This window comes from Streptomyces sp. NPDC020379 (genome assembly GCF_044387105.1).
GTDB lineage: Bacteria > Actinomycetota > Actinomycetes > Streptomycetales > Streptomycetaceae > Streptomyces.
Window position 1 is genome coordinate 93873 of record NZ_JBIRVR010000006.1, and the last position, 25605, is coordinate 119477.

A 25605-nucleotide genomic window follows, 5' to 3' on the forward strand; every position below is an offset into this window, starting at 1 on the left:
GGGGGGCTTCTCCGGAAGCCCCCCACCGTCCCTGGACCCCCAGACCATGATGTAGAGCCCAATAACTCGCTGGCGCGAGGGGGCACAAACCCTGAAAGAGGGATTGACGAACAGTGCTCGACGTCAACTTCTTCGACGAGCTGCGGATCGGCCTGGCGACCGCGGACGACATCCGAACCTGGTCCCACGGCGAGGTCAAGAAGCCGGAGACCATCAACTACCGCACCCTGAAGCCCGAAAAGGACGGACTCTTCTGCGAGAAGATCTTCGGTCCGACCCGGGACTGGGAGTGCTACTGCGGCAAGTACAAGCGTGTCCGCTTCAAGGGCATCATCTGTGAGCGCTGTGGCGTCGAGGTCACGCGCGCCAAGGTGCGCCGTGAGCGGATGGGCCACATCGAGCTCGCCGCCCCCGTCACCCACATCTGGTACTTCAAGGGCGTCCCGTCGCGCCTGGGCTACCTGCTCGACCTCGCTCCGAAGGACCTCGAGAAGGTCATCTACTTCGCCGCCTACATGATCACGTGGGTGGACGAGGAGCGCCGCACGCGCGACCTGCCCTCGCTGGAGGCCCATGTCTCCGTCGAGCGTCAGCAGATCGAGCAGCGCCGCGACGCCGACCTGGAGGCCCGCGCCAAGAAGCTCGAGGCCGACCTGGCCGAGCTCGAGGCCGAGGGTGCCAAGGCCGACGTGCGCCGCAAGGTGCGCGAGGGCGCCGAGCGGGAGATGAAGCAGCTGCGCGACCGCGCGCAGCGCGAGATCGACCGCCTCGACGAGGTGTGGAGCCGCTTCAAGAACCTCAAGGTCCAGGACCTGGAGGGCGACGAGCTGCTCTACCGCGAGCTGCGCGACCGCTTCGGCACCTACTTCATGGGTGCGATGGGCGCCGCCGCGCTGCAGAAGCGCCTGGAGTCCTTCGACCTCGACGAGGAGGCCGAGCGCCTCCGCGAGATCATCCGGACCGGCAAGGGCCAGAAGAAGACCCGTGCGCTCAAGCGCCTCAAGGTCGTCTCCGCCTTCCTGCAGACCCGCAACAGCCCCAGCGGCATGGTGCTCGACTGCATCCCGGTGATCCCGCCGGACCTGCGTCCGATGGTGCAGCTGGACGGTGGCCGCTTCGCGACCTCCGACCTGAACGACCTGTACCGCCGTGTGATCAACCGCAACAACCGCCTCAAGCGTCTCCTTGACCTCGGTGCCCCCGAGATCATCGTGAACAACGAGAAGCGGATGCTGCAGGAGGCCGTCGACGCGCTGTTCGACAACGGCCGCCGCGGCCGCCCGGTCACCGGTCCCGGCAACCGCCCGCTGAAGTCCCTCAGCGACATGCTGAAGGGCAAGCAGGGTCGTTTCCGTCAGAACCTGCTCGGTAAGCGTGTGGACTACTCCGCGCGTTCCGTCATCGTCGTCGGTCCGCAGCTGAAGCTGCACCAGTGCGGTCTGCCCAAGGCCATGGCGCTGGAGCTCTTCAAGCCGTTCGTGATGAAGCGCCTGGTCGACCTGAACCACGCGCAGAACATCAAGTCGGCCAAGCGCATGGTCGAGCGCGGCCGCACCGTCGTGTACGACGTCCTCGAAGAGGTCATCGCCGAGCACCCGGTGCTGCTGAACCGTGCGCCCACGCTGCACCGCCTCGGCATCCAGGCCTTCGAGCCGCAGCTGGTCGAGGGCAAGGCCATCCAGATCCACCCGCTCGTCTGCACCGCGTTCAACGCGGACTTCGACGGTGACCAGATGGCCGTCCACCTGCCGCTCTCCGCGGAGGCGCAGGCCGAGGCCCGCATCCTGATGCTGTCCTCGAACAACATCCTCAAGCCGGCCGACGGCCGTCCGGTCACCATGCCGACCCAGGACATGGTGCTGGGTCTGTTCTTCCTCACCACCGACGAGGAGGAGCGCAAGGTCATCGGCGAGGGCCGGTCCTTCGGCTCGGTCGCCGAGGCGATCATGGCGTTCGACGCCCGCGAGCTCTCGCTCCAGGCGAAGGTCGACATCCGCTTCCCGATCGGCACCGTTCCCCCGCGTGGCTGGGTTCCCCCGGTCGCCGAGGAGGGCGAGCCGGAGTGGCAGCAGGGCGACAGCTTCCGTCTGCGCACCACGCTGGGCCGCGCGCTCTTCAACGAGCTGCTGCCCGAGGACTACCCGTTCGTCGACTACTCGGTGGGCAAGAAGCAGCTCTCCGAGATCGTCAACGACCTGGCCGAGCGCTACCCCAAGGTCATCGTGGCGGCGACGCTCGACAACCTGAAGGCGGCCGGTTTCCACTGGGCGACCCGTTCCGGTGTCACCGTGGCCATCTCCGACGTCGTCGTTCCCGAGGCGAAGAAGGAGATCGTCAAGGGCTACGAGGCGCAGGACGAGAAGGTCCAGAAGCAGTACGAGCGCGGTCTGATCACCAAGGACGAGCGCACGCAGGAGCTCATCGCGATCTGGACCAAGGCGACCAACGAGGTCGCCGAGGCGATGAACGCGAACTTCCCCAAGACGAACCCCATCTTCATGATGGTTGACTCGGGTGCCCGAGGAAACATGATGCAGATGCGTCAGATCGCCGGTATGCGTGGTCTGGTGTCGAACGCGAAGAACGAGACCATCCCGCGACCCATTAAGGCGTCGTTCCGTGAGGGTCTGTCCGTGCTGGAGTACTTCATCTCCACCCACGGTGCCCGTAAGGGTCTCGCGGACACCGCCCTGCGTACCGCCGACTCGGGTTACCTGACCCGTCGTCTGGTGGACGTCTCGCAGGACGTGATCATCCGCGAGGAGGACTGCGGCACCGAGCGTGGCCTCAAGCTGCAGATCGCGGCCAAGGGTGCCGACGGCGTGCTCCGCAAGGCGGACGACGTCGAGACCAGCGTCTACGCCCGCATGCTCGCCGAGGACGTCGTCGTCGACGGCAAGGTCATCGCGCCGGCCAATGTCGACCTGGGCGATGTGCTCATCGACCAGCTCGTCGCCCACGGCGTCGAGACGGTCAAGACCCGCTCGGTCCTCACCTGTGAGTCCGCGGTCGGCACCTGTGCCTTCTGCTACGGCCGTTCGCTGGCCACCGGCAAGCTGGTCGACATCGGTGAGGCCGTCGGCATCATCGCGGCCCAGTCCATCGGTGAGCCGGGTACCCAGCTGACGATGCGTACCTTCCACACCGGTGGTGTGGCCGGTGACGACATCACCCAGGGTCTGCCCCGTGTCGTCGAGCTCTTCGAGGCCCGTACGCCCAAGGGTGTCGCCCCGATCTCGGAGGCGGCCGGCCGCGTCCGTATCGAGGAGACCGAGAAGACCAAGAAGATCGTCGTCACCCCGGACGACGGCTCCGAGGAGACCGCCTTCGGCATCTCCAAGCGTGCCCGTCTGCTGGTCAGCGAGGGTGAGCACGTCGAGGTGGGCCAGAAGCTCACCGTGGGTGCCACCAACCCGCACGACGTTCTGCGCATCCTGGGTCAGCGCGCCGTCCAGGTCCACCTGGTCGGCGAGGTCCAGAAGGTCTACAACTCGCAGGGTGTGTCGATCCACGACAAGCACATCGAGATCATCATCCGGCAGATGCTGCGCCGCGTGACGATCATCGAGTCCGGCGACGCGGAGCTGCTGCCGGGCGAGCTCGTGGAGCGCTCGCGCTTCGAGGGCGAGAACCGTCGTGTGGTCACCGAGGGCGGTCACCCCGCCTCCGGCCGTCCGCAGCTGATGGGTATCACCAAGGCCTCGCTCGCCACCGAGTCGTGGCTGTCGGCGGCGTCCTTCCAGGAGACGACCCGGGTGCTCACCGACGCGGCGATCAACGCCAAGTCGGACTCCCTGATCGGCCTCAAGGAGAACGTCATCATCGGTAAGCTCATCCCGGCCGGTACGGGCCTGTCCCGTTACCGCAACATCCGGGTGGAGCCCACCGAGGAGGCCAAGGCCGCGATGTACTCGGCCGTCGGTTACGACGACATCGACTACTCGCCCTTCGGCACCGGCTCCGGCCAGGCGGTCCCGCTGGAGGACTACGACTACGGTCCGTACAACCAGTAAGTCGCAAGTCGAACGCACAGGGCGGCCACCCCTTTCCGGGGGTGGCCGCCCTGCGGCGTGTTGTCACTCTCACTCGTTCGGCCGGTAGAGTGATCGTCATCTTCGGCGATGCCCCGGTCGCCCGTGCGGGGCCCGGGGAAACGGGCCCCGGGCCGCGCTGTGCCACGCGCACCGGGGTGTCCACCGCGTGTGCATTTGTTTTGACCGCAGCCCATGCGCTAGGTACGCTCTGACCTTGTGCCTGGGGTGTCCCTGGGCTCTCGTGCGTGCCTTTAGACCGTGCGGGAGACCCGGACCATCACCGGTCCGAGACACCGAAATCTGCGCCTAGCCGTCTTCGGCGGTGGTCTGCAGCCTTCGACACACCCGACCGCGTGGGTCGGTGGTAGCTCCCAGGTTAGTTTTATCGTGATCGGCACACAGAAACCGGAGAAACGGTGCCTACGATCCAGCAGCTGGTCCGAAAGGGCCGGCAGGACAAGGTCGAGAAGAACAAGACGCCCGCGCTCGAGGGTTCGCCCCAGCGTCGTGGCGTCTGCACGCGTGTTTTCACGACCACCCCGAAGAAGCCGAACTCGGCGCTCCGTAAGGTCGCGCGTGTGCGTCTGACCTCCGGCATCGAGGTCACCGCTTACATTCCGGGTGAGGGCCACAACCTGCAGGAGCACTCGATCGTGCTCGTGCGCGGTGGCCGTGTGAAGGACCTGCCGGGTGTTCGCTACAAGATCATCCGCGGCTCCCTCGACACGCAGGGCGTCAAGAACCGTAAGCAGGCTCGCAGCCGCTACGGCGCCAAGAAGGAGAAGTAAGAATGCCTCGTAAGGGCCCCGCCCCGAAGCGCCCGGTCATCATCGACCCGGTCTACGGTTCTCCTCTTGTCACCTCCCTGATCAACAAGATCCTGCTGCACGGAAAGCGCTCCACCGCCGAGCGCATCGTGTACGGCGCCATGGAGGGTCTGCGCGAGAAGACCGGTAACGACCCGGTCATCACCCTCAAGCGCGCCCTCGAGAACGTCAAGCCGGCTCTCGAGGTCAAGTCCCGTCGTGTCGGTGGCGCCACCTACCAGGTGCCGGTCGAGGTCCGTCCGGGCCGCGCCTCCACCCTGGCGCTCCGCTGGGTCGTCGGTTACTCCCGCGCCCGTCGCGAGAAGACCATGACCGAGCGCCTCATGAACGAGCTCCTGGACGCCTCCAACGGTCTGGGCGCTGCGGTCAAGAAGCGTGAGGACACGCACAAGATGGCCGAGTCCAACAAGGCCTTCGCGCACTACCGCTGGTAGTCGCTACCCCCATCGAGAACCGAGAGAAGACTGAGCCATATGGCCACCACTTCGCTTGACCTGGCCAAGGTCCGCAACATCGGGATCATGGCCCACATCGACGCGGGCAAGACGACCACCACCGAGCGGATCCTGTTCTACACCGGTGTTTCGTACAAGATCGGTGAAGTCCACGACGGCGCTGCCACGATGGACTGGATGGAGCAGGAGCAGGAGCGCGGCATCACGATCACGTCTGCCGCGACGACCTGCCACTGGCCGCTGAACGACGTCGACCACACCATCAACATCATCGACACCCCGGGCCACGTCGACTTCACCGTCGAGGTGGAGCGTTCGCTGCGCGTCCTCGACGGTGCCGTGACGGTGTTCGACGGCGTTGCCGGTGTTGAGCCCCAGTCCGAGACCGTGTGGCGTCAGGCGGACCGCTACGGCGTTCCGCGTATCTGCTTCGTCAACAAGCTCGACCGCACGGGTGCCGAGTTCCACCGCTGCGTCGACATGATCGTCGACCGCCTCGGTGCGGTTCCGCTGGTCATGCAGCTGCCGATCGGTGCCGAGGCCGACTTCAAGGGCGTGGTCGACCTCGTCCGGATGAAGGCGCTGGTCTGGTCCGCCGAGGCCGCCAAGGGCGAGATGTACGACGTCGTCGACATCCCGGCCACGCACACCGAGGCCGCCGAGGAATGGCGCGGCAAGCTCCTCGAGGGCGTCGCCGAGCACGACGACGAGATGATGGAGCTGTTCCTCGAGGGCAAGGAGCCCACCGAGGACCAGCTGATGGCCGCCATCCGTCGCATCACGCTGGCCTCCCGCGGCGGCGCCGACTCCGTCACCGTCACCCCGGTGTTCTGTGGCACCGCGTTCAAGAACAAGGGCGTTCAGCCCCTGCTCGACGCGGTCGTGCGCTACCTGCCGTCGCCGCTGGACATCGAGGCCGTTGAGGGCCACGCCGTCAACGACCCCGACGAGGTCGTCAAGCGCAAGCCGTCCGACGACGAGCCGTTCGCCGGCCTTGCCTTCAAGATCATGAGCGACCCGCACCTCGGCAAGCTCACCTTCGTCCGGGTTTACTCGGGCCGCATGGAGACCGGCACCCAGGTGCAGAACTCCGTGAAGGGCAAGAAGGAGCGCATCGGCAAGATCTACCGCATGCACGCGAACAAGCGTGAGGAGATCGAGTCGGTGGGTGCCGGTGACATCGTCGCCGTCATGGGTCTGAAGCAGACCACCACCGGTGAGACCCTCTGTGACGCGGGCAAGCCGGTCATCCTCGAGTCCATGGACTTCCCGGCCCCGGTGATCCAGGTCGCCATCGAGCCGAAGTCCAAGGGCGACCAGGAGAAGCTGGGTGTCGCCATCCAGCGTCTCGCCGAGGAGGACCCGTCCTTCCAGGTCCACACGGACGAGGAGACGGGCCAGACCATCATCGCGGGTATGGGCGAGCTGCACCTCGACGTGCTGGTCGACCGTATGCGCCGTGAGTTCCGCGTCGAGGCGAACGTCGGCAAGCCGCAGGTCGCGTACCGCGAGACGATCCGCAAGGCCGTCGAGCGTATCGACTACACGCACAAGAAGCAGACTGGTGGTTCCGGCCAGTTCGCCAAGGTGCAGATGGCCATCGAGCCCCTCGAGGGCGATGGCTACGAGTTCGAGAACAAGGTCACCGGTGGCCGTATCCCGCGGGAGTACATCCCGTCCGTGGACGCGGGTTGCCAGGAGGCCATGGAGTTCGGCGTGCTGGCCGGCTACCCGCTGACCGGCGTGAAGGTGACGCTGCTCGACGGCGCCTACCACGACGTCGACTCGTCCGAACTCGCCTTCAAGATCGCCGGTTCCATGGCGTTCAAGGAGGGTGCTCGCAAGGCGTCCCCGGCTCTGCTCGAGCCGATGATGTCCGTCGAGGTCACCACCCCCGAGGACTACATGGGCGATGTGATCGGTGACATCAACTCCCGCCGTGGCCAGATCCAGGCCATGGAGGACCGTCACGGCGCCAAGCTCGTCAAGGGCCTGGTTCCGCTGTCGGAGATGTTCGGCTACGTCGGAGACCTCCGCAGCAAGACTTCGGGTCGCGCAAGCTACTCGATGCAGTTCGACTCCTACGCCGAGGTTCCGCGGAACGTCGCCGAGGAGATCATCGCGAAGGCCAAGGGCGAGTAACCGCGTCTCCGCACGCAAAGCTCACGCTTTAGGCTTTACACCGACTGTCGGGGTATTCCACCGCGTACCGTGAGGAACGTGTTCCTTTCGATGCGTGGCGGATGCCCCGGCGGACGGCACCCCAGCAAAGATCACCTGGCGCCGATGAGTAAGGCGTACAGAACCACTCCGTAGGAGGACCCAGTGGCGAAGGCGAAGTTCGAGCGGACTAAGCCGCACGTCAACATCGGCACCATCGGTCACGTCGACCACGGTAAGACCACTCTTACCGCGGCGATCACCAAGGTGCTGCACGACGCGTACCCCGAGCTGAACCCCTTCACGCCGTTCGACGAGATCGACAAGGCGCCCGAAGAGCGTCAGCGCGGTATCACGATCTCGATCGCTCACGTTGAGTACCAGACCGAGTCGCGTCACTACGCCCACGTCGACTGCCCCGGTCACGCGGACTACATCAAGAACATGATCACCGGTGCCGCCCAGATGGACGGCGCGATCCTCGTGGTCGCCGCGACCGACGGTCCGATGCCGCAGACCAAGGAGCACGTGCTCCTGGCCCGCCAGTCCGGCGTTCCGTACATCGTCGTCGCCCTGAACAAGGCCGACATGGTGGACGACGAGGAGATCCTGGAGCTCGTCGAGCTCGAGGTCCGTGAGCTCCTCAACGAGTACGAGTTCAACGGCGACGACGCTCCGGTCGTCCAGGTCTCGGCGCTCAAGGCGCTCGAGGGCGACAAGGAGTGGGGCGAGAAGCTCCTCGGCCTGATGAAGGCCGTCGACGAGAACATCCCGCAGCCCGAGCGTGACGTCGACAAGCCGTTCCTGATGCCGATCGAGGACGTCTTCACGATCACCGGTCGTGGCACCGTCGTCACTGGTCGTATCGAGCGTGGTGTCCTGAAGGTCAACGAGACCGTCGACATCATCGGCATCAAGACCGAGAAGACCACCACCACGGTCACCGGCATCGAGATGTTCCGCAAGCTGCTCGACGAGGGCCAGGCCGGTGAGAACGTCGGTCTGCTCCTCCGTGGCATCAAGCGCGAGGACGTCGAGCGCGGCCAGTGCATCATCAAGCCGGGTTCGGTCACGCCGCACACCGAGTTCGAGGCCACGGCGTACATCCTGTCGAAGGACGAGGGTGGCCGTCACACCCCGTTCTTCAACAACTACCGTCCGCAGTTCTACTTCCGTACGACTGACGTGACCGGTGTTGTGACCCTCAAGGAGGGCACGGAGATGGTCATGCCCGGCGACAACGCCGAGATGTCCGTCTCCCTGATCCAGCCCGTCGCCATGGAGGAGGGCCTGCGCTTCACCATCCGTGAGGGCGGCCGCACCGTCGGCGCCGGCCAGGTCACCAAGATCAACAAGTAAGTTCTCTTGCTTGAAGGTCTGACCTAGACGGTCGGGAAGGGCCCGCACATCTTCGGATGTGCGGGCCCTTTCGTCTGTCTGCGGCCGGGTGCTCACGCCTTGTCGTACGGCAGGATCTGCCGCAGCAGGCCCCGGGGGTGGCCGCAGCGGCGCCACTCGCGCGGGTAGCCGATCGAGACCTCCTCGAAGCGGACGCCGTCGTACCAGGTGGTGCGGGGGATGTGCAGATGGCCGTAGACGACGGCCGCGGTGGGGAAGCGCCGGTGCCAGTCGCGGGTCAGCACGGTGCCGCACCACTGCGCGAACTCGGGGTACGTCAGGACGTCCGTGGGCTCGCGCACCAACGGCCAGTGGCTGACCAGGACCAGCGGCACCGACGGGTCGTGCGCGGCCAGCCGGGCCTCGGTGGCGGCCACCCGGGCGCGGCACCAGTCGTCGGCCGCCGGATAGGGCTCCGGGTGCAGGAGGTACTCGTCCGTGCACACCACGCCCGCCGCGTGCGCCTGTTCCAGGGATTCCCGCTTGGAGGCGGCGGTGGGGGTGCGGAAGCTGTAGTCGTAGAGCGTGAACAGCGGGGCGACGGCCACCGGCCCGCCCGCGCCCTCCCACACCGGATACGGGTCCTCGGGCGTCACCACGCCGAGGCGGCGGCAGAGCCCGACGAGGTGCTCGTAGCGCGCCTGGCCGCGCAGGGCCACCGGGTCGCCCGGGGGAGTCCACAGCTCGTGGTTGCCCGGCGCCCAGATCACCTTGGCGAAGCGGGCGGCGAGCAGCGTCAGGGCCCGCTCGACGTCGGCGGCCTCCTCGGCGACGTCCCCGGCCACGATCAGCCAGTCGTCGTCCGTGCCGGGCCGCAGGGACTCCATGACCGGTACGTTGTCGGCCATGCCGATGTGCAGGTCGCTGACGGCGAGGAGCCGTCCGCTTGCGGGTGATCCGGGAGTCGTCGACGGCATCGTCGCAACGTAGCAAGGCCGCCCGCGCCCGGCAGCGATCTACGTCATGGCGTGGAATCGCTCGTACTGGGGAAAGGCGGCGCCCCCGGAGGGTGAATTCCGGGGGCGGTGGGCGGCGCTACCGTCAGCTGTTCCCGGGGCGCCAGACCCAGGGGCTCGCGTCCGTGCCCATGGCCACCACGCACAGCTGGTGGCCGGCGTCCGAGAGCACCGCCGCGGTGCCCACGGCGACCTGGTCGGGCGCGGTGCGCGGCGAGGCGTCGCCGGAGCCGGCGTCCACCACCTGGAGCTTTCCGTCGACGGCCCGGCCGAGGACCGTCACGGTGTCGCCGCCGCGTACGGCCAGGGTGTGGGCGTCGAGCGGGCCGTATCCCGAGAACTCCTTGAGCTCGGTGGTGGCGACGTCGTCGGAGCCCGGCTTGAAGCGGTAGACGGACGGCTGGACGGCCTCCGGGGTGCGGTAGACGACCGCGAGCCGCCCGTCCGGGTCCAGCGTGGCGCCGGGGAGCCCGCCGGGCTGGGGGAGGCCCTTGAGGGGCATCGCGCGGACCGGCTTGTCCGGCGCGTCCTGGCTCCAGTGGTGCACGGTGTCCCGGCCCGTGCCGAAGACGTGCACCCGCTTGTCCTGGTCCAGGGTGACCGTCAGGCCGTCCTGGATCTCCTGGCCGTGCAGGCTCTGCCACTTGCCCCATGTGCCGTCGGCCTCGCGGACGCGGCTGGAGACGCCCTTGCCGGCGTTGCGGACGAAGAGGTGCACCCGGCCGTCCGGGGTGGCGATCGCGGCGGGCATGCCGAGGCGGCGGCCGCGGTCGGCCTTGTGCTCGGGGTTGCCGAGCGGCTTCCAGTCCTTGAACGCGCCGTCGGGGGAGCCCTGCTCCGCCACGACGATCTCGCGGGTGTCCGGCCGCCCCTGGCCCGCCAGGGCCGAGAACCGCAGGCCGAACAGCAGCCGCCGCCCGGCGCTGTCCTTGACGGAGGCCAGGGCGGGGGCGAGGGGGCCGCCGCCGAGGTTCTGCGGGTCGCCCCAGCGGCCGCTGCCCGCGGAGGTCTCCTGCCAGCGCACCGCCTGCAAGCCGAGCACGCCGTAGGCCACCAGCCGGCCCGACTTGTCGGTGTCCGGGGCCGTCGTGGCGCCCTCGTAGCGGTAGTGCGTGGAGCGGATCCAGCCCTTGCGGTTCTTCATCGGGCGGTCGCCGCCCTGGCCGTAGTCGCCGCAGCCCGCGGGGTTGCCGCACTCCCACTTGGGATCGCCGCCGTACGCCTCCACCAGGCGGTGCTTCTGCTCCACGACCTCGGGGGGCAGATTGTGCGGCCAGCGCTGGTTGTAGTAGCCGCGGAAGGCCGTGGTCACGAAGCGCGGGGTGTGCCCGTCACGCTTCGTGGCGTCGGCGACCCACTGTGACATCGCCTTCCATGTGAAGAGCGCGGTCGGCGTGTGGTCGCGGTGGTCCGAGCAGGCGCCGTAGTCGTTGTCCTTGGGGTGCGTGGCGTCGTGGACCTGGTAGTCGGGGTCCGGGTCCATCGTGTGGATCACGGACGGCTTGAAGCGGTCCATGATCGTGGCCAGCGTGTCCACCAGCGTGCCGTGGGTGTATTTGCTCACCGTGGTGCACGGCGAGCCCGTGGCGACCATGCTCTGCATCTCGGCGGACGGGCGCTCCCACAGCAGCGGCAGGCGCATCTCGTGGGCGGAGAGCATGGCGATGTTGAGGAAGATCAGCTGGGCGCGGCGGTTGCCGTTGGACAGCTCGTTCGTCTCCGCCCTGACGCCGTTGCCCAGGTCCAGGACGGACTTCTTCCAGCCCGTGAACTTGTCCACGCCCAGCATCTCGGCGTACGCCTGGCGGAGGCCCTGGTGGCGGGCCGAGGAGTAGGCGGCCTTGTCGGGCTTGCCCTTGGGCATGCCCTCGATCCAGTTCTGGCCCACGGCCTCGCCGGCCGTCACATAGACGGAGACGACGGGCACCCCGGACTCCACGATGTGCAGGGCGTCGGGGTTCATGAAGAACAGGTCGTCGTCGGGGTGCGCCATGATCTGGAGCAGCAGGGGGTTCTTCACACCGTTGAACGACTGCGTGGCATGGGGATCCACCGCCCTGATCGGGCTCGCGGACGCCTTGGGCTTCTTGGCGCTCCCGCCGCCGCTGCACCCCGCCGCGACCGCCAGGGAGGTGGCGGCCAGGCCGGCGAGCGCGGTCCGGCGGGATATCACCATGCGCTGTGAGGTGTTCAACTAAGCGACTCCGTCTCGTTGTGCAGCACGCAGTCCCCGGCTGCCCCAGCGTGTTAGGGGACGTGATGGGGATCGCGCGGGTTGCTCAAGACCACGGCAAACCACGGCAAAGGCGGGTAAGGCCAAGGTGGCCCAGGGGGCCGGCGCGACGGTCGGGCCGGCCGACCGCTGGTGGGCGGCCTGGGCCTACGCGACCATAGTGTCCCGTATGTCGGCGAGGTGGTTTGACAACTGAGCCGGTCGGGGTACCTTCTTCGGCTGCGATTGGCGCCCCTTCGGGGGCGTATGGCACACTGTTCAGGTTGCTCGGTTGTGAGCTGATGTTTGCGCGCCTCCCGCCGGGAGGACTGGAAGCGAGTCCCGCAGTACTCGTCACCTCTTTTCAGGGGTGGAAGTACGGGAATCTTCCGGGAAGCGTTAGCGCGGCCCCGGCCAGGCACTCGGTGGGTGTCCTTCCCCCACATCCCCCTTCGTAAGGGATTTTCCTTTGGGAAAGTTTCCGGAAGGGGGGCGACACGCCCGACCGCGTGGGTCGGAGGAGGGGCGGCGCTTCGCAAGAGGCGCAGCACACCGAGTCCCAGAGCGTTACGAGAGACAGGACTACGAAGTAGCCATGGCGGGACAGAAGATCCGCATCCGGCTCAAGGCCTACGACCACGAGGTCATCGACTCCTCGGCGAAGAAGATCGTCGAGACGGTGACCCGCACTGGTGCGTCGGTCGCAGGCCCGGTGCCGCTGCCCACTGAGAAGAACGTGTACTGCGTCATCAAGTCGCCGCACAAGTACAAGGACTCGCGCGAGCACTTCGAGATGCGCACGCACAAGCGCCTCATCGACATCCTCGACCCCACGCCGAAGACGGTCGACTCGCTCATGCGCCTCGACCTGCCGGCGGGCGTCGACATCGAGATCAAGCTCTGAGGTGACGCGCGAGATGGCTAAGAACATTAAGGGCGTCCTGGGCGAGAAGCTCGGCATGACCCAGGTCTGGGACGAGAACAACCGGGTCGTCCCGGTGACCGTCGTCAAGGCCGGGCCCTGTGTCGTCACCCAGGTCCGCACCAACGACAGCGACGGCTACGAGTCGGTCCAGATCGCCTTCGGCGAGATCGACCCGCGCAAGGTGAACAAGCCCCTCAAGGGTCACTTCGCCAAGGCCGACGTCACCCCGCGCCGCCACCTGGTGGAGCTGCGTACCGCTGACGCCAGCGAGTACACGCTCGGCCAGGAGATCACCGCTGCCGTGTTCGAGTCGGGCGTCAAGGTCGACGTCACCGGCAAGAGCAAGGGCAAGGGCTTCGCCGGTGTCATGAAGCGTCACAACTTCAAGGGCCTCGGCGCCGGTCACGGCACCCAGCGCAAGCACCGCTCCCCCGGTTCCATCGGTGGCTGCGCCACCCCGGGCCGCGTGTTCAAGGGCCTCCGCATGGCGGGCCGCATGGGCAACGAGCGGGTCACCACCCAGAACCTGACCGTCCACGCCGTTGACGCGGAGAAGGGCCTGCTCCTGATCAAGGGCGCGGTTCCTGGTCCGAACGGCGGCCTCGTCCTGGTCCGTACCGCGGCCAAGGGGGCCTGAGGTAACGATGAGCACCATTGACATCCTTTCGCCGGCAGGCGACAAGGCCGGGACCGTCGAGCTCCCCACGGAGATCTTCGACGCGAAGGTCAGCATTCCGCTGATCCACCAGGTCGTCGTCGCGCAGCTGGCCGCTGCCCGTCAGGGCACGCACAAGACCAAGACCCGCGGTGAGGTCCGAGGCGGCGGCAAGAAGCCGTACCGCCAGAAGGGCACCGGTCGCGCCCGTCAGGGTTCGACCCGCGCGCCGCAGTTCGCCGGTGGTGGCGTCGTGCACGGTCCCGTGCCGCGTGACTACTCGCAGCGGACCCCGAAGAAGATGAAGGCCGCCGCCCTGCGCGGTGCCCTCACCGACCGGGCGCGCCACTCCCGCATCCACGTCGTCTCCGGCGTGGTCGAGGGTGCCGCTTCCACCAAGGCCGCCAAGACGCTGTTCGGCAAGATCTCGGAGCGCAAGAACCTGCTCCTGGTCGTCGACCGCGCCGACGAGGCCGCGTGGCTGTCCGCCCGCAACCTGCCCCAGGTCCACATCCTGGAGCCGGGTCAGCTGAACACGTACGACGTGCTCGTCTCGGACGACGTGGTCTTCACCAAGGCCGCCTTCGAGTCCTTCGTGGCCGCGAAGACGGCCGGCGAGCTCGAAGGGAGCGACGCCTGATGAGCGAGGCGACTGTCGCCGTGGTCACCAGCAAGACCTACACGGACCCCCGTGACATCCTGGTCAAGCCGGTGGTCTCGGAGAAGAGCTACGCGCTTCTCGACGAGAACAAGTACACGTTCATCGTCGACCCGCGCGCGAACAAGACCCAGATCAAGCAGGCCGTCGAGGCGGTCTTCTCGGTCAAGGTCACCGGGGTCAACACGATCAACCGTCAGGGTAAGCGCAAGCGCACCAAGACCGGTTTCGGCAAGCGCGCCAACACCAAGCGCGCCATCGTGACCCTCGCCGAGGGCGACCGTATCGACATCTTCGGCGGCCCGGTCTCCTAACGGAGTCCGAGTCGTCCGGAATCGGACGAGGACTGAGAAATGGGTATCCGCAAGTACAAGCCGACGACCCCGGGCCGTCGTGGCTCCAGCGTCGCCGACTTTGTCGAGATCACGCGGTCCACGCCGGAGAAGTCGCTGGTCCGCCCCCTGCACAGCAAGGGCGGCCGTAACAACGCCGGTCGTGTGACCGTTCGCCACCAGGGTGGTGGCCACAAGCGCGCCTACCGCGTGATCGACTTCCGTCGTCACGACAAGGACGGCGTGCCGGCCAAGGTCGCTCACATCGAGTACGACCCGAACCGCACCGCGCGCATCGCGCTGCTGCACTACGCAGACGGCGAGAAGCGCTACATCATCGCCCCCGCGAAGCTCCAGCAGGGTGACCGGATCGAGAACGGCCCCAAGGCCGACATCAAGCCGGGCAACAACCTTCCGCTGCGCAGCATCCCGGTCGGTACCACGATCCACGCGATCGAGCTCCGCCCCGGTGGCGGCGCCAAGTTCGCCCGCTCTGCCGGTTCGTCCGTGCAGCTGCTGGCGAAGGAGGGCCAGTACGCCCACCTGCGCATGCCGTCCGGCGAGGTCCGCCTGGTCGACGTCCGCTGCCGCGCCACTGTCGGCGAGGTCGGCAACGCCGAGCAGTCGAACATCAACTGGGGCAAGGCCGGCCGTATGCGCTGGAAGGGCGTTCGCCCGACCGTGCGTGGTGTGGCGATGAACCCGGTCGACCACCCGCACGGTGGTGGTGAGGGCAAGACCTCCGGTGGTCGCCACCCGGTCTCCCCGTGGGGTCAGAAGGAGGGTCGTACTCGTTCTCCCAAGAAGGCGAGCAACAAGTACATCGTCCGCCGCCGCAAGACGAACAAGAAGCGCTAGGAGCGGGTTTAGATGCCGCGTAGTCTCAAGAAGGGACCCTTCGTCGACGCCCACCTCATCAAGAAGGTGGACGCTCAGAACGAAGCCGGTACCAAGAACGTCATCAAGACCTGGTCCCGTCGCTCCATGATCGTGCCGGCCATGCTGGGCCACACGCTCGCGGTGCACAACGGCAAGACGCACGTCCCGGTGTTCGTCACCGAGTCGATGGTCGGCCACAAGCTCGGCGAGTTCTCGCCGACCCGCACCTTCCGCGGCCACGTCAAGGACGACCGCAAGTCGAAGCGCCGCTAAGGCGGGGTGTGAACGACTATGACTGACACCGAAGGGACAACCATGGAAGCCAGGGCCCAGGCGCGGTACATCCGCGTCACGCCCATGAAGGCCCGCCGCGTGGTGGACCTCATCCGTGGCATGGATGCCACGGAGGCTCAGGCGGTCCTGCGTTTCGCCCCGCAGGCCGCGAGCGTGCCGGTTGGCAAGGTGCTGGACAGCGCCATTGCCAACGCTGCACACAACTACGACCACACCGACGCCTCTTCGCTGGTCATCAGCGAGGCGTACGTCGACGAGGGCCCGACCCTGAAGCGGTTCCGTCCGCGTGCCCAGGGCCGTGCCTACCGGATCCGCAAGCGGACCAGCCACATCACCGTGGTCGTCAGCAGCAAGGAAGGAACCCGGTAATGGGCCAGAAGGTTAACCCGCACGGGTTCCGCCTCGGCATCACCACGGACTTCAAGTCCCGCTGGTACGCCGACAAGCTGTACAAGGACTACGTCAAGGAAGACGTTGCCATTCGTCGCATGATGACGAAGGGCATGGAGCGCGCCGGTATCTCGAAGGTTGAGATCGAGCGCACCCGCGACCGCGTCCGCGTCGACATCCACACCGCTCGTCCGGGCATCGTCATCGGCCGCCGCGGCGCCGAGGCCGACCGCATCCGCGGCGAGCTGGAGAAGCTGACCGGCAAGCAGGTCCAGCTGAACATCCTCGAGGTCAAGAACCCCGAGGTGGACGCTCAGCTGGTGGCCCAGGCCGTCGCCGAGCAGCTGTCCTCCCGCGTCTCCTTCCGTCGCGCCATGCGTAAGAGCATGCAGTCGACGATGAAGGCCGGCGCCAAGGGCATCAAGATCCAGTGTGGTGGCCGTCTCGGCGGCGCCGAGATGTCCCGCTCGGAGTTCTACCGCGAGGGCCGTGTGCCCCTGCACACGCTCCGCGCGAACGTCGACTACGGCTTCTTCGAGGCCAAGACCACCTTCGGCCGCATCGGCGTGAAGGTCTGGATCTACAAGGGCGACGTCAAGAACATCGCCGAGGTCCGCGCCGAGAACGCCGCGGCGCGTGCGGGCAACCGCCCGTCCCGTGGCGGCGCCCAGGACCGCCCGGCCCGCGGTGGCCGTGGTGGCGAGCGTGGCGGCCGCGGCCGCAAGCCGCAGCAGAACGCCGCTGCCGAGGCCCCCAAGGCCGAGGCCGCTGCCGCTGCTCCGGCTGAGTCCACCGGAACGGAGGCCTGACCGACATGCTGATCCCTCGCAGGGTCAAGCACCGCAAGCAGCACCACCCGAAGCGCTCGGGCATGGCCAAGGGTGGCACCGAGCTCGCTTTCGGTGAGTACGGCATCCAGGCCCTGACCCCGGCCTATGTGACGAACCGGCAGATCGAGTCCGCTCGTATCGCCATGACCCGTCACATCAAGCGTGGCGGCAAGGTGTGGATCAACATCTACCCCGACCGCCCGCTGACGAAGAAGCCGGCCGAAACCCGCATGGGTTCCGGTAAGGGTTCTCCGGAGTGGTGGATCGCGAACGTCAAGCCCGGTCGGGTGATGTTCGAGCTGTCTTTCCCGAACGAGAAGGTTGCTCGTGAGGCGCTCACCCGCGCCGCCCACAAGCTTCCGATGAAGTGCCGCATTGTTCGGCGCGAGGCAGGTGAGTCGTGATGGCCGCTGGTATCAAGGCGACCGAGCTGCGTGAGCTGAACGACGAGGACCTCGTCGCGAAGCTCCGTGAGGCCAAGGAAGAGCTGTTCAACCTCCGCTTCCAGGCGGCGACCGGGCAGCTCGAGAACCACGGTCGGCTCAAGTCCGTCCGTAAGGACATCGCCCGGATCTACACCCTGATGCGCGAGCGCGAGCTGGGCATCGAGACGGTGGAGAGCGCCTGATGAGCGAGAAGAATGTGACTGAGACGAACGAGCGCGGCTTCCGCAAGACCCGTGAGGGTCTCGTCGTCAGCGACAAGATGGACAAGACCGTCGTCGTCGCTGTCGAGGACCGCGTCAAGCACGCGCTGTACGGCAAGGTCATCCGCCGTACGAACAAGCTCAAGGCGCACGACGAGCAGAACGCTGCCGGCGTCGGCGACCGCGTCCTCATCATGGAGACGCGTCCGCTGTCGGCGAGCAAGCGCTGGCGCATCGTCGAGATCCTCGAGAAGGCCAAGTAGGGAATTTCCCGCAAGGGAATTCCGCAATTACCGTCCGAGCGGGGTTTCCCCTCGGATAAGTTCCGCCAGGCTCGGCGTGGGGTCTCAATTCCTTGAGACCCCCGCCGGGAACCGGCAGACGATCAGGAGATAGACGTGATCCAGCAGGAGTCGCGACTTCGGGTCGCCGACAACACTGGTGCCAAGGAGATCCTTTGCATCCGTGTTCTCGGTGGTTCGGGTCGCCGCTACGCGGGCATCGGTGACGTCATCGTCGCCACCGTCAAGGACGCGATCCCCGGTGGCAACGTGAAGAAGGGTGACGTCGTCAAGGCGGTCATCGTTCGCACCGTCAAGGAGCGCCGCCGTCCCGACGGCTCGTACATCCGCTTCGACGAGAACGCGGCCGTCATCCTCAAGAACGACGGTGACCCCCGCGGCACCCGTATCTTCGGCCCCGTGGGCCGAGAGCTGCGCGAGAAGAAGTTCATGAAGATCGTCTCGCTCGCGCCGGAGGTGCTGTAACCGATGAAGATCAAGAAGGGCGACCTGGTTCAGGTCATCACCGGCAAGGACAAGGGCAAGCAGGGCAAGGTCATTCAGGCCATGCCCGCTGAGGACCGTGTTCTTGTCGAGGGTGTCAACCGGGTCAAGAAGCACACCAAGGCCGGCCAGACCGCTCGTGGTTCCAAGACCGGCGGCATCGTGACGACCGAGGCCCCCATCCACGTCAGCAACGTTCAGCTGATCGTGGAGAAGGACGGCAAGAAGGTCGTCACTCGTGTCGGTTACCGCTTCGACGACGAGGGCAACAAGATCCGCGTTGCCAAGCGCACCGGTGAGGACATCTGATGACTGCCACCACCAACGCACCGCGTCTCAAGCAGCGCTACCGTGACGAGATCGCCGGGAAGCTCCGCGAGGAGTTCTCCTACGAGAACGTCATGCAGGTCCCCGGCCTGACCAAGATCGTGGTCAACATGGGTGTGGGCGACGCCGCCCGCGACTCCAAGCTGATCGAGGGCGCCATCCGCGACCTCACCACGATCACGGGCCAGAAGCCGGCCGTGACCAAGGCCCGCAAGTCGATCGCGCAGTTCAAGCTGCGCGAGGGGCAGCCGATCGGCTGCCACGTCACCCTCCGCGGTGACCGCATGTGGGAGTTCCTGGACCGTACGCTGTCGCTCGCGCTGCCGCGCATCCGCGACTTCCGTGGTCTGTCCCCGAAGCAGTTCGACGGTCGGGGCAACTACACCTTCGGTCTCACGGAGCAGGTCATGTTCCACGAGATCGACCAGGACAAGATCGACCGCGTCCGGGGTATGGACATCACCGTGGTCACCACGGCGACCAACGACGACGAGGGTCGCGCCCTCCTTCGTCACCTCGGCTTCCCCTTCAAGGAGGCGTAAGCGAGATGGCGAAGAAGTCTCTTATTGCCAAGGCTGCCCGCAAGCCGAAGTTCGGTGTGCGCGCCTACACGCGCTGCCAGCGCTGTGGCCGTCCGCACTCCGTGTACCGCAAGTTCGGCCTGTGCCGCGTGTGCCTTCGTGAGATGGCTCACCGTGGCGAGCTGCCGGGCGTGACCAAGAGCTCCTGGTAACAACCCACTTGGGTTGACCAGGACTCTCGGTAAGCATCTGGTCGGCGGGCGCCCGCCCCACACTCCCGTAGAGTGGAAGGGTTGGGCGCCTGCCGCCCGAGACCGCCCGTGGGCGTACGCCCACTTAAAGTCGCTTACTACGCCGTAGGTCCCCGCGCCGCACCCGTCCCGACTCTGCTCGGGGAGAGGGATGGCGCAGATAGGAAACCCCGGCGAGAGAGGCCGAAGGCCAAACATGACCATGACCGATCCGATCGCAGACATGCTGACCCGTCTGCGAAACGCTAACTCGGCATACCACGACACCGTGTCGATGCCGCACAGCAAGATCAAGTCGCACATCGCGGAGATCCTCCAGCAGGAGGGCTACATCACCGGCTGGAAGGTCGAGGACGCCGAGGTCGGCAAGTCCCTGACCCTCGAGCTGAAGTTCGGCCCGAACCGCGAGCGCTCGATCGCCGGCATCAAGCGCATCTCGAAGCCGGGTCTGCGGGTCTACGCAAAGTCCACCAACCTGCCGAAGGTCCTCGGCGGCCTGGGCGTGGCGATCATCTCCACGTCCCACGGTCTCCTGACCGGCCAGCAGGCCAGCAAGAAGGGCGTGGGTGGGGAAGTCCTCGCCTACGTCTGGTAATCGGGAACGGAGGAATAGCCAATGTCGCGTATTGGACGGCTGCCCATCCAGGTTCCCGCTGGTGTGGACGTCACCATCGATGGCCGTACGGTGCACGTGAAGGGCCCCAAGGGTTCCCTCACGCACGCCGTTGCCGCGCCCATCGAGATCGCTAAGGCCGAGGACGGCACTCTTGTCGTCTCGCGTCCCAACGACGAGCGTCAGAACAAGGCCCTGCACGGCCTGTCCCGCACGCTGGTGGCGAACATGATCACCGGCGTGACCGCGGGCTACAGCAAGGCTCTTGAGATCAGCGGTGTCGGTTACCGCGTCCAGGCGAAGGGCTCCAACCTGGAGTTCGCCCTGGGCTACAGCCACCCGATCCTGATCGAGGCGCCCGAGGGCATCACCTTCAAGGTGGAGTCCCCGACCAAGCTCAGCGTCGAGGGCATCGACAAGCAGAAGGTCGGCGAGGTCGCGGCGAACATCCGCAAGCTGCGGAAGCCCGACCCGTACAAGGCCAAGGGCGTCAAGTACGCCGGCGAGGTCATCCGCCGCAAGGTCGGAAAGGCTGGTAAGTAAGCCATGGCATACGGTGTGAAGATCGCCAAGGGCGACGCTTACAAGCGTGCCGCCAAGGCCCGCCGCCATGTCCGCATTCGCAAGAACGTGTCGGGTACGGCGGAGCGTCCGCGCCTCGTCGTGACCCGCTCGAACCGCGGTATCACCGCTCAGGTCATCGACGACATCAAGGGTCACACCCTGGCGTCGGCGTCGACCCTGGACGCGTCGATCCGTGGTGGCGAGGGCGACAAGTCCGCGCAGGCCAAGCAGGTCGGTGCCCTGGTCGCCGAGCGTGCGAAGGCTGCCGGCGTCGAGACCGTCGTGTTCGACCGTGGTGGCAACAGGTACGCCGGGCGCATTGCCGCTCTGGCTGACGCCGCCCGCGAAGCCGGGCTGAAGTTCTAAGCCCCGGTTCCGGAGCTAGCGGACGTAACAGAGAGAGGTAAATCCAATGGCTGGACCCCAGCGCCGCGGAAGCGGTGCCGGTGGCGGCGAGCGGCGGGACCGGAAGGGTCGCGACGGTGGCGCTGCCGCCGAGAAGACCGCGTACGTTGAGCGCGTTGTCGCGATCAACCGCGTCGCCAAGGTTGTCAAGGGTGGTCGCCGCTTCAGCTTCACCGCGCTGGTCGTGGTGGGCGACGGTGACGGCACCGTAGGTGTCGGATACGGCAAGGCCAAGGAAGTTCCCGCGGCCATCGCCAAGGGCGTGGAAGAGGCCAAGAAGAACTTCTTCAAGGTCCCCCGCATCCAGGGCACCATCCCGCACCCGATCCAGGGCGAGAAGGCGGCCGGTGTCGTCCTGCTCAAGCCCGCGTCCCCCGGTACCGGTGTTATCGCCGGTGGCCCGGTGCGCGCGGTGCTCGAGTGCGCCGGCGTCCACGACATCCTGTCGAAGTCGCTCGGTTCTTCGAACCCGATCAACATCGTGCACGCCACGGTGACCGCGCTTCAGGGCCTTCAGCGCCCCGAGGAGATCGCGGCCCGTCGTGGCCTGCCGCTGGAGGACGTCGCCCCCGCCGCACTGCTGCGGGCGCGTGCAGGGGCGGGTGCGTAATGGCTCGCCTCAAGGTCACGCAGGTCAAGTCCTACATCGGTAGCAAGCAGAACCACCGCGACACCCTTCGTTCGCTTGGTCTCAAGCGTATGAACGACGTGGTCGTCAAGGAGGACCGTCCCGAGATCCGCGGCATGGTGCAGACCGTCCGCCACCTCGTGACGGTTGAGGAGGTCGACTGACATGGCGGAGCAGAACCCGCTGAAGGTCCACAACCTCCGGCCCGCCCCGGGCGCCAAGACCGCCAAGACCCGTGTGGGTCGTGGTGAGGCGTCCAAGGGTAAGACCGCAGGTCGTGGTACCAAGGGCACCAAGGCCCGTTACCAGGTTCCGGAGCGCTTCGAGGGTGGGCAGATGCCCCTCCACATGCGTCTCCCGAAGCTCAAGGGCTTCAAGAACCCGTTCCGCACCGAGTTCCAGGTCGTGAACCTGGACAAGCTGGCCGCGCTCTACCCGCAGGGTGGCGAGGTCACGGTGGCCGATCTGGTCGCCAAGGGTGCGGTTCGCAAGAACCAGCTCGTCAAGGTCCTGGGCCAGGGCGAGATCTCCGTGGCGCTGCAGGTGACGGTCGACGCCGTCTCCGGCTCCGCCAAGGAGAAGATTGCCGCCGCCGGCGGCACCGTCACCGAGCTCGTCTGAACTCGTTGATCTGACAACCGGGGATGTCCCAAAAGGGGCATCCCCGGTTGGTCGTTCCAAGGGGGGCACGGTCGCCGGTAAGGTGGCGTGCACTGTTAACCTCCGCGCGGCCCCTGTCCGTGCGGATTTTGACTGATATGTATTCGTCGATCCTCAAGACCGTCACCTCTCGCGTCCCGCGTGAGAGGCGCAGGAGGCACCGTGCTCACCGCGTTCGCCCGGGCGTTCAAGACGCCCGACCTGCGCAAGAAGCTGCTGTTCACGCTGGGCATCATGGTGCTCTTCAGGCTCGGTGCGCATGTACCGGTCCCGGGCGTCAGCTACTCCAACGTCCAGACGTGTATGGACCAGGCCAAGAGCGGCCAGGGCCTCTTCGGCCTCGTGAACATGTTCAGCGGTGGCGCGCTGTTGCACATCACGATCTTCGCGCTCGGGATCATGCCGTACATCACGGCAAGCATCATCCTGCAGCTGCTCACCGTGGTCATTCCCCGGCTGGAGGCCCTCAAGAAGGAGGGGCAGTCCGGGCAGGCCAAGATCACGCAGTACACGCGCTATCTGACCGTCGCGCTCGCCATCCTGCAGGGCACCGGCCTGGTGGCCACCGCGAGCAACGGCGCGCTGTTCAGCGGCTGTGCGGTCGGCAACCAGATCGTTCCGGACAAGTCCATCTTCGCCACCGCCACCATGGTCATCACCATGACCGCGGGCACCTGCCTGATCATGTGGCTCGGTGAGCTGATCACCGACCGCGGCATCGGCAACGGCATGTCCATCCTGATGTTCACGTCCATCGCGGCGGGCTTCCCGAGCGGCCTGTGGGGCATCAAGCTCCAGGGCAAGCTGATGGGCGGCTGGCTGGAGTTCGGGCTCGTCATCATCTGCGGCCTGGCCATGGTCGCGCTGGTCGTCTTCGTCGAGCAGGCCCAGCGCCGCATCCCCGTGCAGTACGCGAAGCGCATGATCGGCCGCCGGTCCTACGGCGGCACGTCGACCTACATCCCGCTCAAGGTGAACCAGGCCGGCGTGATCCCGGTCATCTTCGCCTCGTCGCTGCTGTACATCCCGGCGCTGCTGGTGCAGTTCACCGGCTCCAAGGCGGGCTGGGCGACGTGGGTCAACTCCAACCTCGTCAAGGGTGACCACCCCGTCTACATGGTCACGTACTTCCTGCTGATCGTCTTCTTCGCCTTCTTCTACGTCGCCATCTCCTTCAACCCCGAAGAAGTTGCCGACAACATGAAGAAGTATGGTGGGTTCATTCCGGGCATCCGGGCCGGCCGTCCCACCGCGGAGTACCTGAGCTACGTGCTGAATCGCATCACGTGGCCCGGCTCTCTCTACCTGGGCCTGATCGCCCTGGTGCCCACCGTGGCACTGGTCACACTCAACGCAAACCAGAACTTCCCGTTCGGGGGAACCAGCATCCTGATCATCGTGGGTGTCGGTCTGGAGACTGTGAAGCAGATCGAGAGCCAGCTTCAGCAGCGCAACTACGAAGGGTTCCTCCGCTGATGCGAATCGTCCTCGTCGGGCCGCCCGGCGCCGGCAAGGGTACGCAGGCCGCGTACCTCGCCAAGAATCTCGCGATCCCGCACATCTCGACGGGTGACCTGTTCCGGGCGAACATCAGTCAGGGCACGCCGCTCGGGCAGAAGGCGCAGGAGTACATGCGCGCCGGTCAGCTCGTGCCGGACGAGGTCACCATCGGGATGGCCAAGGACCGCATGGAGCAGGCGGACGCCGAAGGCGGCTTCCTGCTGGACGGCTTCCCGCGGAACCTCGTCCAGGCCGAGGCCCTGGACGAGATCCTCAAGGCCGAGAACCTGGCGCTGGACGCCGTCCTGGACCTGGAGGTCCCGGAGGACGAGGTCGTCAAGCGGATCGCCGGCCGCCGGATCTGCCGCCGGGACAGCAGCCACGTCTTCCACGTGATCTACAACGCGCCGAAGACCGAGGGCGTCTGCGACGCCTGCGGCGGCGAGCTCTACCAGCGTGACGACGACCACGAGGACACGGTCCGTGACCGCCTCGAGGTCTACCACACGCAGACCGAGCCGATCATCGACTACTACAAGGCCCAGGGCCTCGTGGTGACGATCTCCGCGCTCGGCCCGGTCCACGAGATCACCGAGCGCGCGATGGCGGCTCTGGACCGCGCGAACGCCTGACGGACCCCGGTCCTCCCACGGCCGCGATGCCTCACCCGGCATCGCGGCCGTAGTGTTGTCCGAGCAGTTTTTAGTTTGCGGCACCATCCGTGACGCGGCACCGAGAGAGGCAGCACCCCATGGTGGAGATCAAGACTCCCGAGCAGATCGCGAAGATGCGCGAGGCGGGGCTGGTCGTCGCCGCCATTCACGCGGCCACCCGGGAGGCGGCCGTGCCGGGTGCGACGACCAAGGACCTGGACGAGGTCGCCCGCAAGGTGCTCGCCGAGCACGGCGCGAAGTCGAATTTCCTCGGCTACGGCGGCTTCCCCGCGACGATCTGCACCTCGGTGAACGAGGTCGTCGTCCACGGCATCCCGGACACGAAGACCGTCCTGAAGGACGGCGACATCATCTCGATCGACGCGGGCGCGATCGTGGACGGCTGGCACGGTGACGCGGCCTTCACGGCCTTCGTGGGCACCGGTCACGCTCCGGAGCTGGTCGAGCTCTCCCGGGTGACCGAGGAGTCGATGTGGGCCGGCATCGCGGCCGTGAAGAACGGCAACCGCCTGGTGGACATCTCCAAGGCCATCGAGGGCTACATCCGCCGCCAGCCCCGCCCGGCCACCGGGAAGTACGGGATCATCGAGGACTACGGCGGGCACGGCATCGGCAGCGAGATGCACATGGACCCGCACCTGCTGAACTACGTCTCGCGCAAGCGCGGCAAGGGCCCCAAGCTCGTCCCCGGCTTCTGTGTCGCGATCGAGCCGATGGTGAGCCTCGGCACGGCGCGCACGCACGTCCTGGAGGACGACTGGACGGTCCTCACGGACGACCTGACCTGGTCCTCCCACTGGGAGCACTCCGTCGCCCTGACGGAGCAGGGCCCGCTGGTGCTGACGGCGGTCGACGGCGGCAAGGCGAAGCTGGCGGAGTACGGCATCACGGCGGCGCCGGACCCGCTGGCATAAGGATCTCTGCGGCTGGGCAGTCACCCCTGGATTAGTCTTTCGGGTTGCCCTGACGTAGACTGACGCGTCGGCTCTCGTGTATCCGCATGCCTGCTTTTCGCAGGTGGTGTTC

31 protein-coding genes are annotated in these 25605 nt (G+C 66.7%); 29 read left to right on the forward strand and 2 right to left on the reverse strand.

Annotation, left to right across the window (positions count from 1 at the left end; all coding sequences use genetic code 11):
- Positions 1-113 precede the first annotated feature (113 nt).
- The 5 genes from ACH427_RS10165 (at position 114) to tuf (ending at position 8835) form a co-directional block, all read left to right on the forward strand.
- Positions 114-4013, forward strand: coding sequence for a DNA-directed RNA polymerase subunit beta' (locus tag ACH427_RS10165; protein WP_398868984.1), 3900 nt, complete (start codon positions 114-116; stop codon positions 4011-4013).
- A gap of 437 nt (positions 4014-4450) precedes the next feature.
- Complete coding sequence (gene rpsL / locus ACH427_RS10170) at positions 4451-4822, forward strand: 30S ribosomal protein S12 (protein WP_003948652.1); 372 nt, start codon at positions 4451-4453, stop codon at positions 4820-4822.
- Positions 4823-4824: 2 nt separating this feature from the next.
- Positions 4825-5295, forward strand: coding sequence for a 30S ribosomal protein S7 (gene rpsG / locus ACH427_RS10175; protein WP_030368420.1), 471 nt, complete (start codon positions 4825-4827; stop codon positions 5293-5295).
- A 39-nt stretch (positions 5296-5334) separates the two neighbouring features.
- Complete coding sequence (fusA, locus tag ACH427_RS10180; RefSeq protein ID WP_398868985.1) at positions 5335-7458, forward strand: elongation factor G; 2124 nt, start codon at positions 5335-5337, stop codon at positions 7456-7458.
- Positions 7459-7641: 183 nt separating this feature from the next.
- Positions 7642-8835: an elongation factor Tu gene (gene tuf / locus ACH427_RS10185; protein WP_361521889.1), complete on the forward strand. Its 1194-nt coding sequence runs from the start codon at positions 7642-7644 to the stop codon at positions 8833-8835.
- 92 nt (positions 8836-8927) lie between these two features.
- Here tuf and ACH427_RS10190 read toward each other — a convergent pair whose 3' ends face one another.
- Both ACH427_RS10190 and ACH427_RS10195 read right to left on the reverse strand, forming a co-directional pair.
- On the reverse strand, positions 8928-9791 hold the full coding sequence (locus tag ACH427_RS10190) for a metallophosphoesterase family protein (protein WP_398868986.1): 864 nt from the start codon (positions 9789-9791) through the stop codon (positions 8928-8930).
- Positions 9792-9915: 124 nt separating this feature from the next.
- Positions 9916-12024, reverse strand: coding sequence for a PIG-L family deacetylase (locus tag ACH427_RS10195; RefSeq protein WP_398868987.1), 2109 nt, complete (start codon positions 12022-12024; stop codon positions 9916-9918).
- Positions 12025-12637: 613 nt separating this feature from the next.
- Here ACH427_RS10195 and rpsJ point away from each other — a divergent pair.
- The 24 genes from rpsJ to map all read left to right on the forward strand — a co-directional run bounded on the left by rpsJ (position 12638) and on the right by map (position 25493).
- Positions 12638-12946 (forward strand): 30S ribosomal protein S10, encoded by a 309-nt coding sequence (rpsJ, locus tag ACH427_RS10200; RefSeq protein ID WP_003948644.1) that lies wholly within the window; start codon positions 12638-12640, stop codon positions 12944-12946.
- Positions 12947-12959: 13 nt separating this feature from the next.
- Complete coding sequence (gene rplC / locus ACH427_RS10205) at positions 12960-13604, forward strand: 50S ribosomal protein L3 (RefSeq protein WP_086567349.1); 645 nt, start codon at positions 12960-12962, stop codon at positions 13602-13604.
- Between the two features lie 7 nt (positions 13605-13611).
- Entirely contained in the window at positions 13612-14262 is a 651-nt protein-coding gene (gene rplD, locus ACH427_RS10210) for a 50S ribosomal protein L4 (protein WP_398868988.1), read from the forward strand.
- A complete protein-coding gene (gene rplW / locus ACH427_RS10215) occupies positions 14262-14594 on the forward strand; it encodes a 50S ribosomal protein L23 (protein WP_116212450.1) in 333 nt (110 codons plus the stop codon). The genes rplD and rplW overlap by 1 nt, the downstream gene beginning before the upstream one ends.
- Positions 14595-14633: 39 nt before the next feature.
- Positions 14634-15470 carry a 50S ribosomal protein L2 gene (gene rplB, locus ACH427_RS10220; protein WP_366003536.1) on the forward strand — a complete coding sequence of 279 codons (837 nt, stop codon included), beginning with the start codon at positions 14634-14636 and terminating at the stop codon, positions 15468-15470.
- Positions 15471-15482: 12 nt separating this feature from the next.
- Entirely contained in the window at positions 15483-15764 is a 282-nt protein-coding gene (gene rpsS / locus ACH427_RS10225; RefSeq protein ID WP_351506807.1) for a 30S ribosomal protein S19, read from the forward strand.
- 42 nt (positions 15765-15806) lie between these two features.
- Positions 15807-16154 (forward strand): 50S ribosomal protein L22, encoded by a 348-nt coding sequence (gene rplV / locus ACH427_RS10230; RefSeq protein WP_004571827.1) that lies wholly within the window; start codon positions 15807-15809, stop codon positions 16152-16154.
- The gene (rpsC, locus tag ACH427_RS10235) at positions 16154-16984 is read left to right on the forward strand and encodes a 30S ribosomal protein S3 (protein WP_095580665.1); all 831 of its coding nucleotides are present in this window, start codon (positions 16154-16156) and stop codon (positions 16982-16984) included. Before rplV ends, rpsC begins: the two co-directional genes overlap by 1 nt.
- Positions 16985-16989: 5 nt before the next feature.
- Entirely contained in the window at positions 16990-17409 is a 420-nt protein-coding gene (gene rplP, locus ACH427_RS10240; RefSeq protein WP_087927565.1) for a 50S ribosomal protein L16, read from the forward strand.
- Positions 17409-17633: a 50S ribosomal protein L29 gene (gene rpmC / locus ACH427_RS10245; RefSeq protein ID WP_030368408.1), complete on the forward strand. Its 225-nt coding sequence runs from the start codon at positions 17409-17411 to the stop codon at positions 17631-17633. Before rplP ends, rpmC begins: the two co-directional genes overlap by 1 nt.
- The gene (rpsQ, locus tag ACH427_RS10250; protein ID WP_030026328.1) at positions 17633-17914 is read left to right on the forward strand and encodes a 30S ribosomal protein S17; all 282 of its coding nucleotides are present in this window, start codon (positions 17633-17635) and stop codon (positions 17912-17914) included. Before rpmC ends, rpsQ begins: the two co-directional genes overlap by 1 nt.
- Before the next feature lie 135 nt (positions 17915-18049).
- Entirely contained in the window at positions 18050-18418 is a 369-nt protein-coding gene (gene rplN / locus ACH427_RS10255; protein ID WP_087927567.1) for a 50S ribosomal protein L14, read from the forward strand.
- A 3-nt stretch (positions 18419-18421) separates the two neighbouring features.
- Positions 18422-18745 carry a 50S ribosomal protein L24 gene (gene rplX / locus ACH427_RS10260; RefSeq protein ID WP_361521876.1) on the forward strand — a complete coding sequence of 108 codons (324 nt, stop codon included), beginning with the start codon at positions 18422-18424 and terminating at the stop codon, positions 18743-18745.
- Complete coding sequence (gene rplE / locus ACH427_RS10265; RefSeq protein ID WP_398868989.1) at positions 18745-19305, forward strand: 50S ribosomal protein L5; 561 nt, start codon at positions 18745-18747, stop codon at positions 19303-19305. Before rplX ends, rplE begins: the two co-directional genes overlap by 1 nt.
- A gap of 5 nt (positions 19306-19310) precedes the next feature.
- Positions 19311-19496, forward strand: a complete 186-nt coding sequence (locus tag ACH427_RS10270) for a type Z 30S ribosomal protein S14 (protein WP_030368403.1) — start codon at positions 19311-19313, stop codon at positions 19494-19496.
- A gap of 235 nt (positions 19497-19731) precedes the next feature.
- Positions 19732-20130, forward strand: coding sequence for a 30S ribosomal protein S8 (rpsH, locus tag ACH427_RS10275; RefSeq protein ID WP_116212436.1), 399 nt, complete (start codon positions 19732-19734; stop codon positions 20128-20130).
- A 21-nt stretch (positions 20131-20151) separates the two neighbouring features.
- A complete protein-coding gene (gene rplF / locus ACH427_RS10280; RefSeq protein ID WP_235484794.1) occupies positions 20152-20691 on the forward strand; it encodes a 50S ribosomal protein L6 in 540 nt (179 codons plus the stop codon).
- A gap of 3 nt (positions 20692-20694) precedes the next feature.
- Positions 20695-21078, forward strand: coding sequence for a 50S ribosomal protein L18 (rplR, locus tag ACH427_RS10285; protein ID WP_366003543.1), 384 nt, complete (start codon positions 20695-20697; stop codon positions 21076-21078).
- 46 nt (positions 21079-21124) lie between these two features.
- Complete coding sequence (gene rpsE / locus ACH427_RS10290; RefSeq protein WP_116212431.1) at positions 21125-21727, forward strand: 30S ribosomal protein S5; 603 nt, start codon at positions 21125-21127, stop codon at positions 21725-21727.
- A complete protein-coding gene (gene rpmD, locus ACH427_RS10295) occupies positions 21727-21909 on the forward strand; it encodes a 50S ribosomal protein L30 (RefSeq protein ID WP_030368398.1) in 183 nt (60 codons plus the stop codon). Before rpsE ends, rpmD begins: the two co-directional genes overlap by 1 nt.
- 1 nt (position 21910) lies before the next feature.
- Positions 21911-22366: a 50S ribosomal protein L15 gene (gene rplO / locus ACH427_RS10300; RefSeq protein WP_361521864.1), complete on the forward strand. Its 456-nt coding sequence runs from the start codon at positions 21911-21913 to the stop codon at positions 22364-22366.
- A gap of 201 nt (positions 22367-22567) precedes the next feature.
- Positions 22568-23881, forward strand: coding sequence for a preprotein translocase subunit SecY (secY, locus tag ACH427_RS10305; protein WP_361521861.1), 1314 nt, complete (start codon positions 22568-22570; stop codon positions 23879-23881).
- Complete coding sequence (locus tag ACH427_RS10310; RefSeq protein ID WP_398868990.1) at positions 23881-24537, forward strand: adenylate kinase; 657 nt, start codon at positions 23881-23883, stop codon at positions 24535-24537. The genes secY and ACH427_RS10310 overlap by 1 nt, the downstream gene beginning before the upstream one ends.
- Positions 24538-24656: 119 nt before the next feature.
- Positions 24657-25493: a type I methionyl aminopeptidase gene (map, locus tag ACH427_RS10315; RefSeq protein WP_398868991.1), complete on the forward strand. Its 837-nt coding sequence runs from the start codon at positions 24657-24659 to the stop codon at positions 25491-25493.
- Positions 25494-25605: the final 112 nt, after the last annotated feature.

What these genes read in the sequence shown, in the direction of transcription:
- rpsH (WP_116212436.1), top strand. Translation starts at nt 19,732, where the DNA reads ATGACCATGACCGATCCGATCGCAGACATGCTGACCCGTCTGCGAAAC.
- rplX (WP_361521876.1), top strand. Translation starts at nt 18,422, where the DNA reads ATGAAGATCAAGAAGGGCGACCTGGTTCAGGTCATCACCGGCAAGGAC.
- rpmC (WP_030368408.1), top strand. Translation starts at nt 17,409, where the DNA reads ATGGCCGCTGGTATCAAGGCGACCGAGCTGCGTGAGCTGAACGACGAG.
- rplV (WP_004571827.1), top strand. Translation starts at nt 15,807, where the DNA reads ATGGAAGCCAGGGCCCAGGCGCGGTACATCCGCGTCACGCCCATGAAG.
- rpsS (WP_351506807.1), top strand. Translation starts at nt 15,483, where the DNA reads ATGCCGCGTAGTCTCAAGAAGGGACCCTTCGTCGACGCCCACCTCATC.
- fusA (WP_398868985.1), top strand. Translation starts at nt 5,335, where the DNA reads ATGGCCACCACTTCGCTTGACCTGGCCAAGGTCCGCAACATCGGGATC.
- rplO (WP_361521864.1), top strand. Translation starts at nt 21,911, where the DNA reads ATGGCGGAGCAGAACCCGCTGAAGGTCCACAACCTCCGGCCCGCCCCG.
- rpmD (WP_030368398.1), top strand. Translation starts at nt 21,727, where the DNA reads ATGGCTCGCCTCAAGGTCACGCAGGTCAAGTCCTACATCGGTAGCAAG.
- rplR (WP_366003543.1), top strand. Translation starts at nt 20,695, where the DNA reads ATGGCATACGGTGTGAAGATCGCCAAGGGCGACGCTTACAAGCGTGCC.
- rpsE (WP_116212431.1), top strand. Translation starts at nt 21,125, where the DNA reads ATGGCTGGACCCCAGCGCCGCGGAAGCGGTGCCGGTGGCGGCGAGCGG.
- rplE (WP_398868989.1), top strand. Translation starts at nt 18,745, where the DNA reads ATGACTGCCACCACCAACGCACCGCGTCTCAAGCAGCGCTACCGTGAC.
- ACH427_RS10190 (WP_398868986.1), bottom strand. Translation starts at nt 9,791, where the DNA reads ATGCCGTCGACGACTCCCGGATCACCCGCAAGCGGACGGCTCCTCGCC.
- rpsQ (WP_030026328.1), top strand. Translation starts at nt 17,633, where the DNA reads ATGAGCGAGAAGAATGTGACTGAGACGAACGAGCGCGGCTTCCGCAAG.
- rpsG (WP_030368420.1), top strand. Translation starts at nt 4,825, where the DNA reads ATGCCTCGTAAGGGCCCCGCCCCGAAGCGCCCGGTCATCATCGACCCG.
- rplW (WP_116212450.1), top strand. Translation starts at nt 14,262, where the DNA reads ATGAGCGAGGCGACTGTCGCCGTGGTCACCAGCAAGACCTACACGGAC.
- rplD (WP_398868988.1), top strand. Translation starts at nt 13,612, where the DNA reads ATGAGCACCATTGACATCCTTTCGCCGGCAGGCGACAAGGCCGGGACC.
- rplC (WP_086567349.1), top strand. Translation starts at nt 12,960, where the DNA reads ATGGCTAAGAACATTAAGGGCGTCCTGGGCGAGAAGCTCGGCATGACC.
- rpsJ (WP_003948644.1), top strand. Translation starts at nt 12,638, where the DNA reads ATGGCGGGACAGAAGATCCGCATCCGGCTCAAGGCCTACGACCACGAG.
- map (WP_398868991.1), top strand. Translation starts at nt 24,657, where the DNA reads ATGGTGGAGATCAAGACTCCCGAGCAGATCGCGAAGATGCGCGAGGCG.
- rplP (WP_087927565.1), top strand. Translation starts at nt 16,990, where the DNA reads ATGCTGATCCCTCGCAGGGTCAAGCACCGCAAGCAGCACCACCCGAAG.
- rplF (WP_235484794.1), top strand. Translation starts at nt 20,152, where the DNA reads ATGTCGCGTATTGGACGGCTGCCCATCCAGGTTCCCGCTGGTGTGGAC.
- rpsC (WP_095580665.1), top strand. Translation starts at nt 16,154, where the DNA reads ATGGGCCAGAAGGTTAACCCGCACGGGTTCCGCCTCGGCATCACCACG.
- ACH427_RS10270 (WP_030368403.1), top strand. Translation starts at nt 19,311, where the DNA reads ATGGCGAAGAAGTCTCTTATTGCCAAGGCTGCCCGCAAGCCGAAGTTC.
- ACH427_RS10310 (WP_398868990.1), top strand. Translation starts at nt 23,881, where the DNA reads ATGCGAATCGTCCTCGTCGGGCCGCCCGGCGCCGGCAAGGGTACGCAG.
- rplB (WP_366003536.1), top strand. Translation starts at nt 14,634, where the DNA reads ATGGGTATCCGCAAGTACAAGCCGACGACCCCGGGCCGTCGTGGCTCC.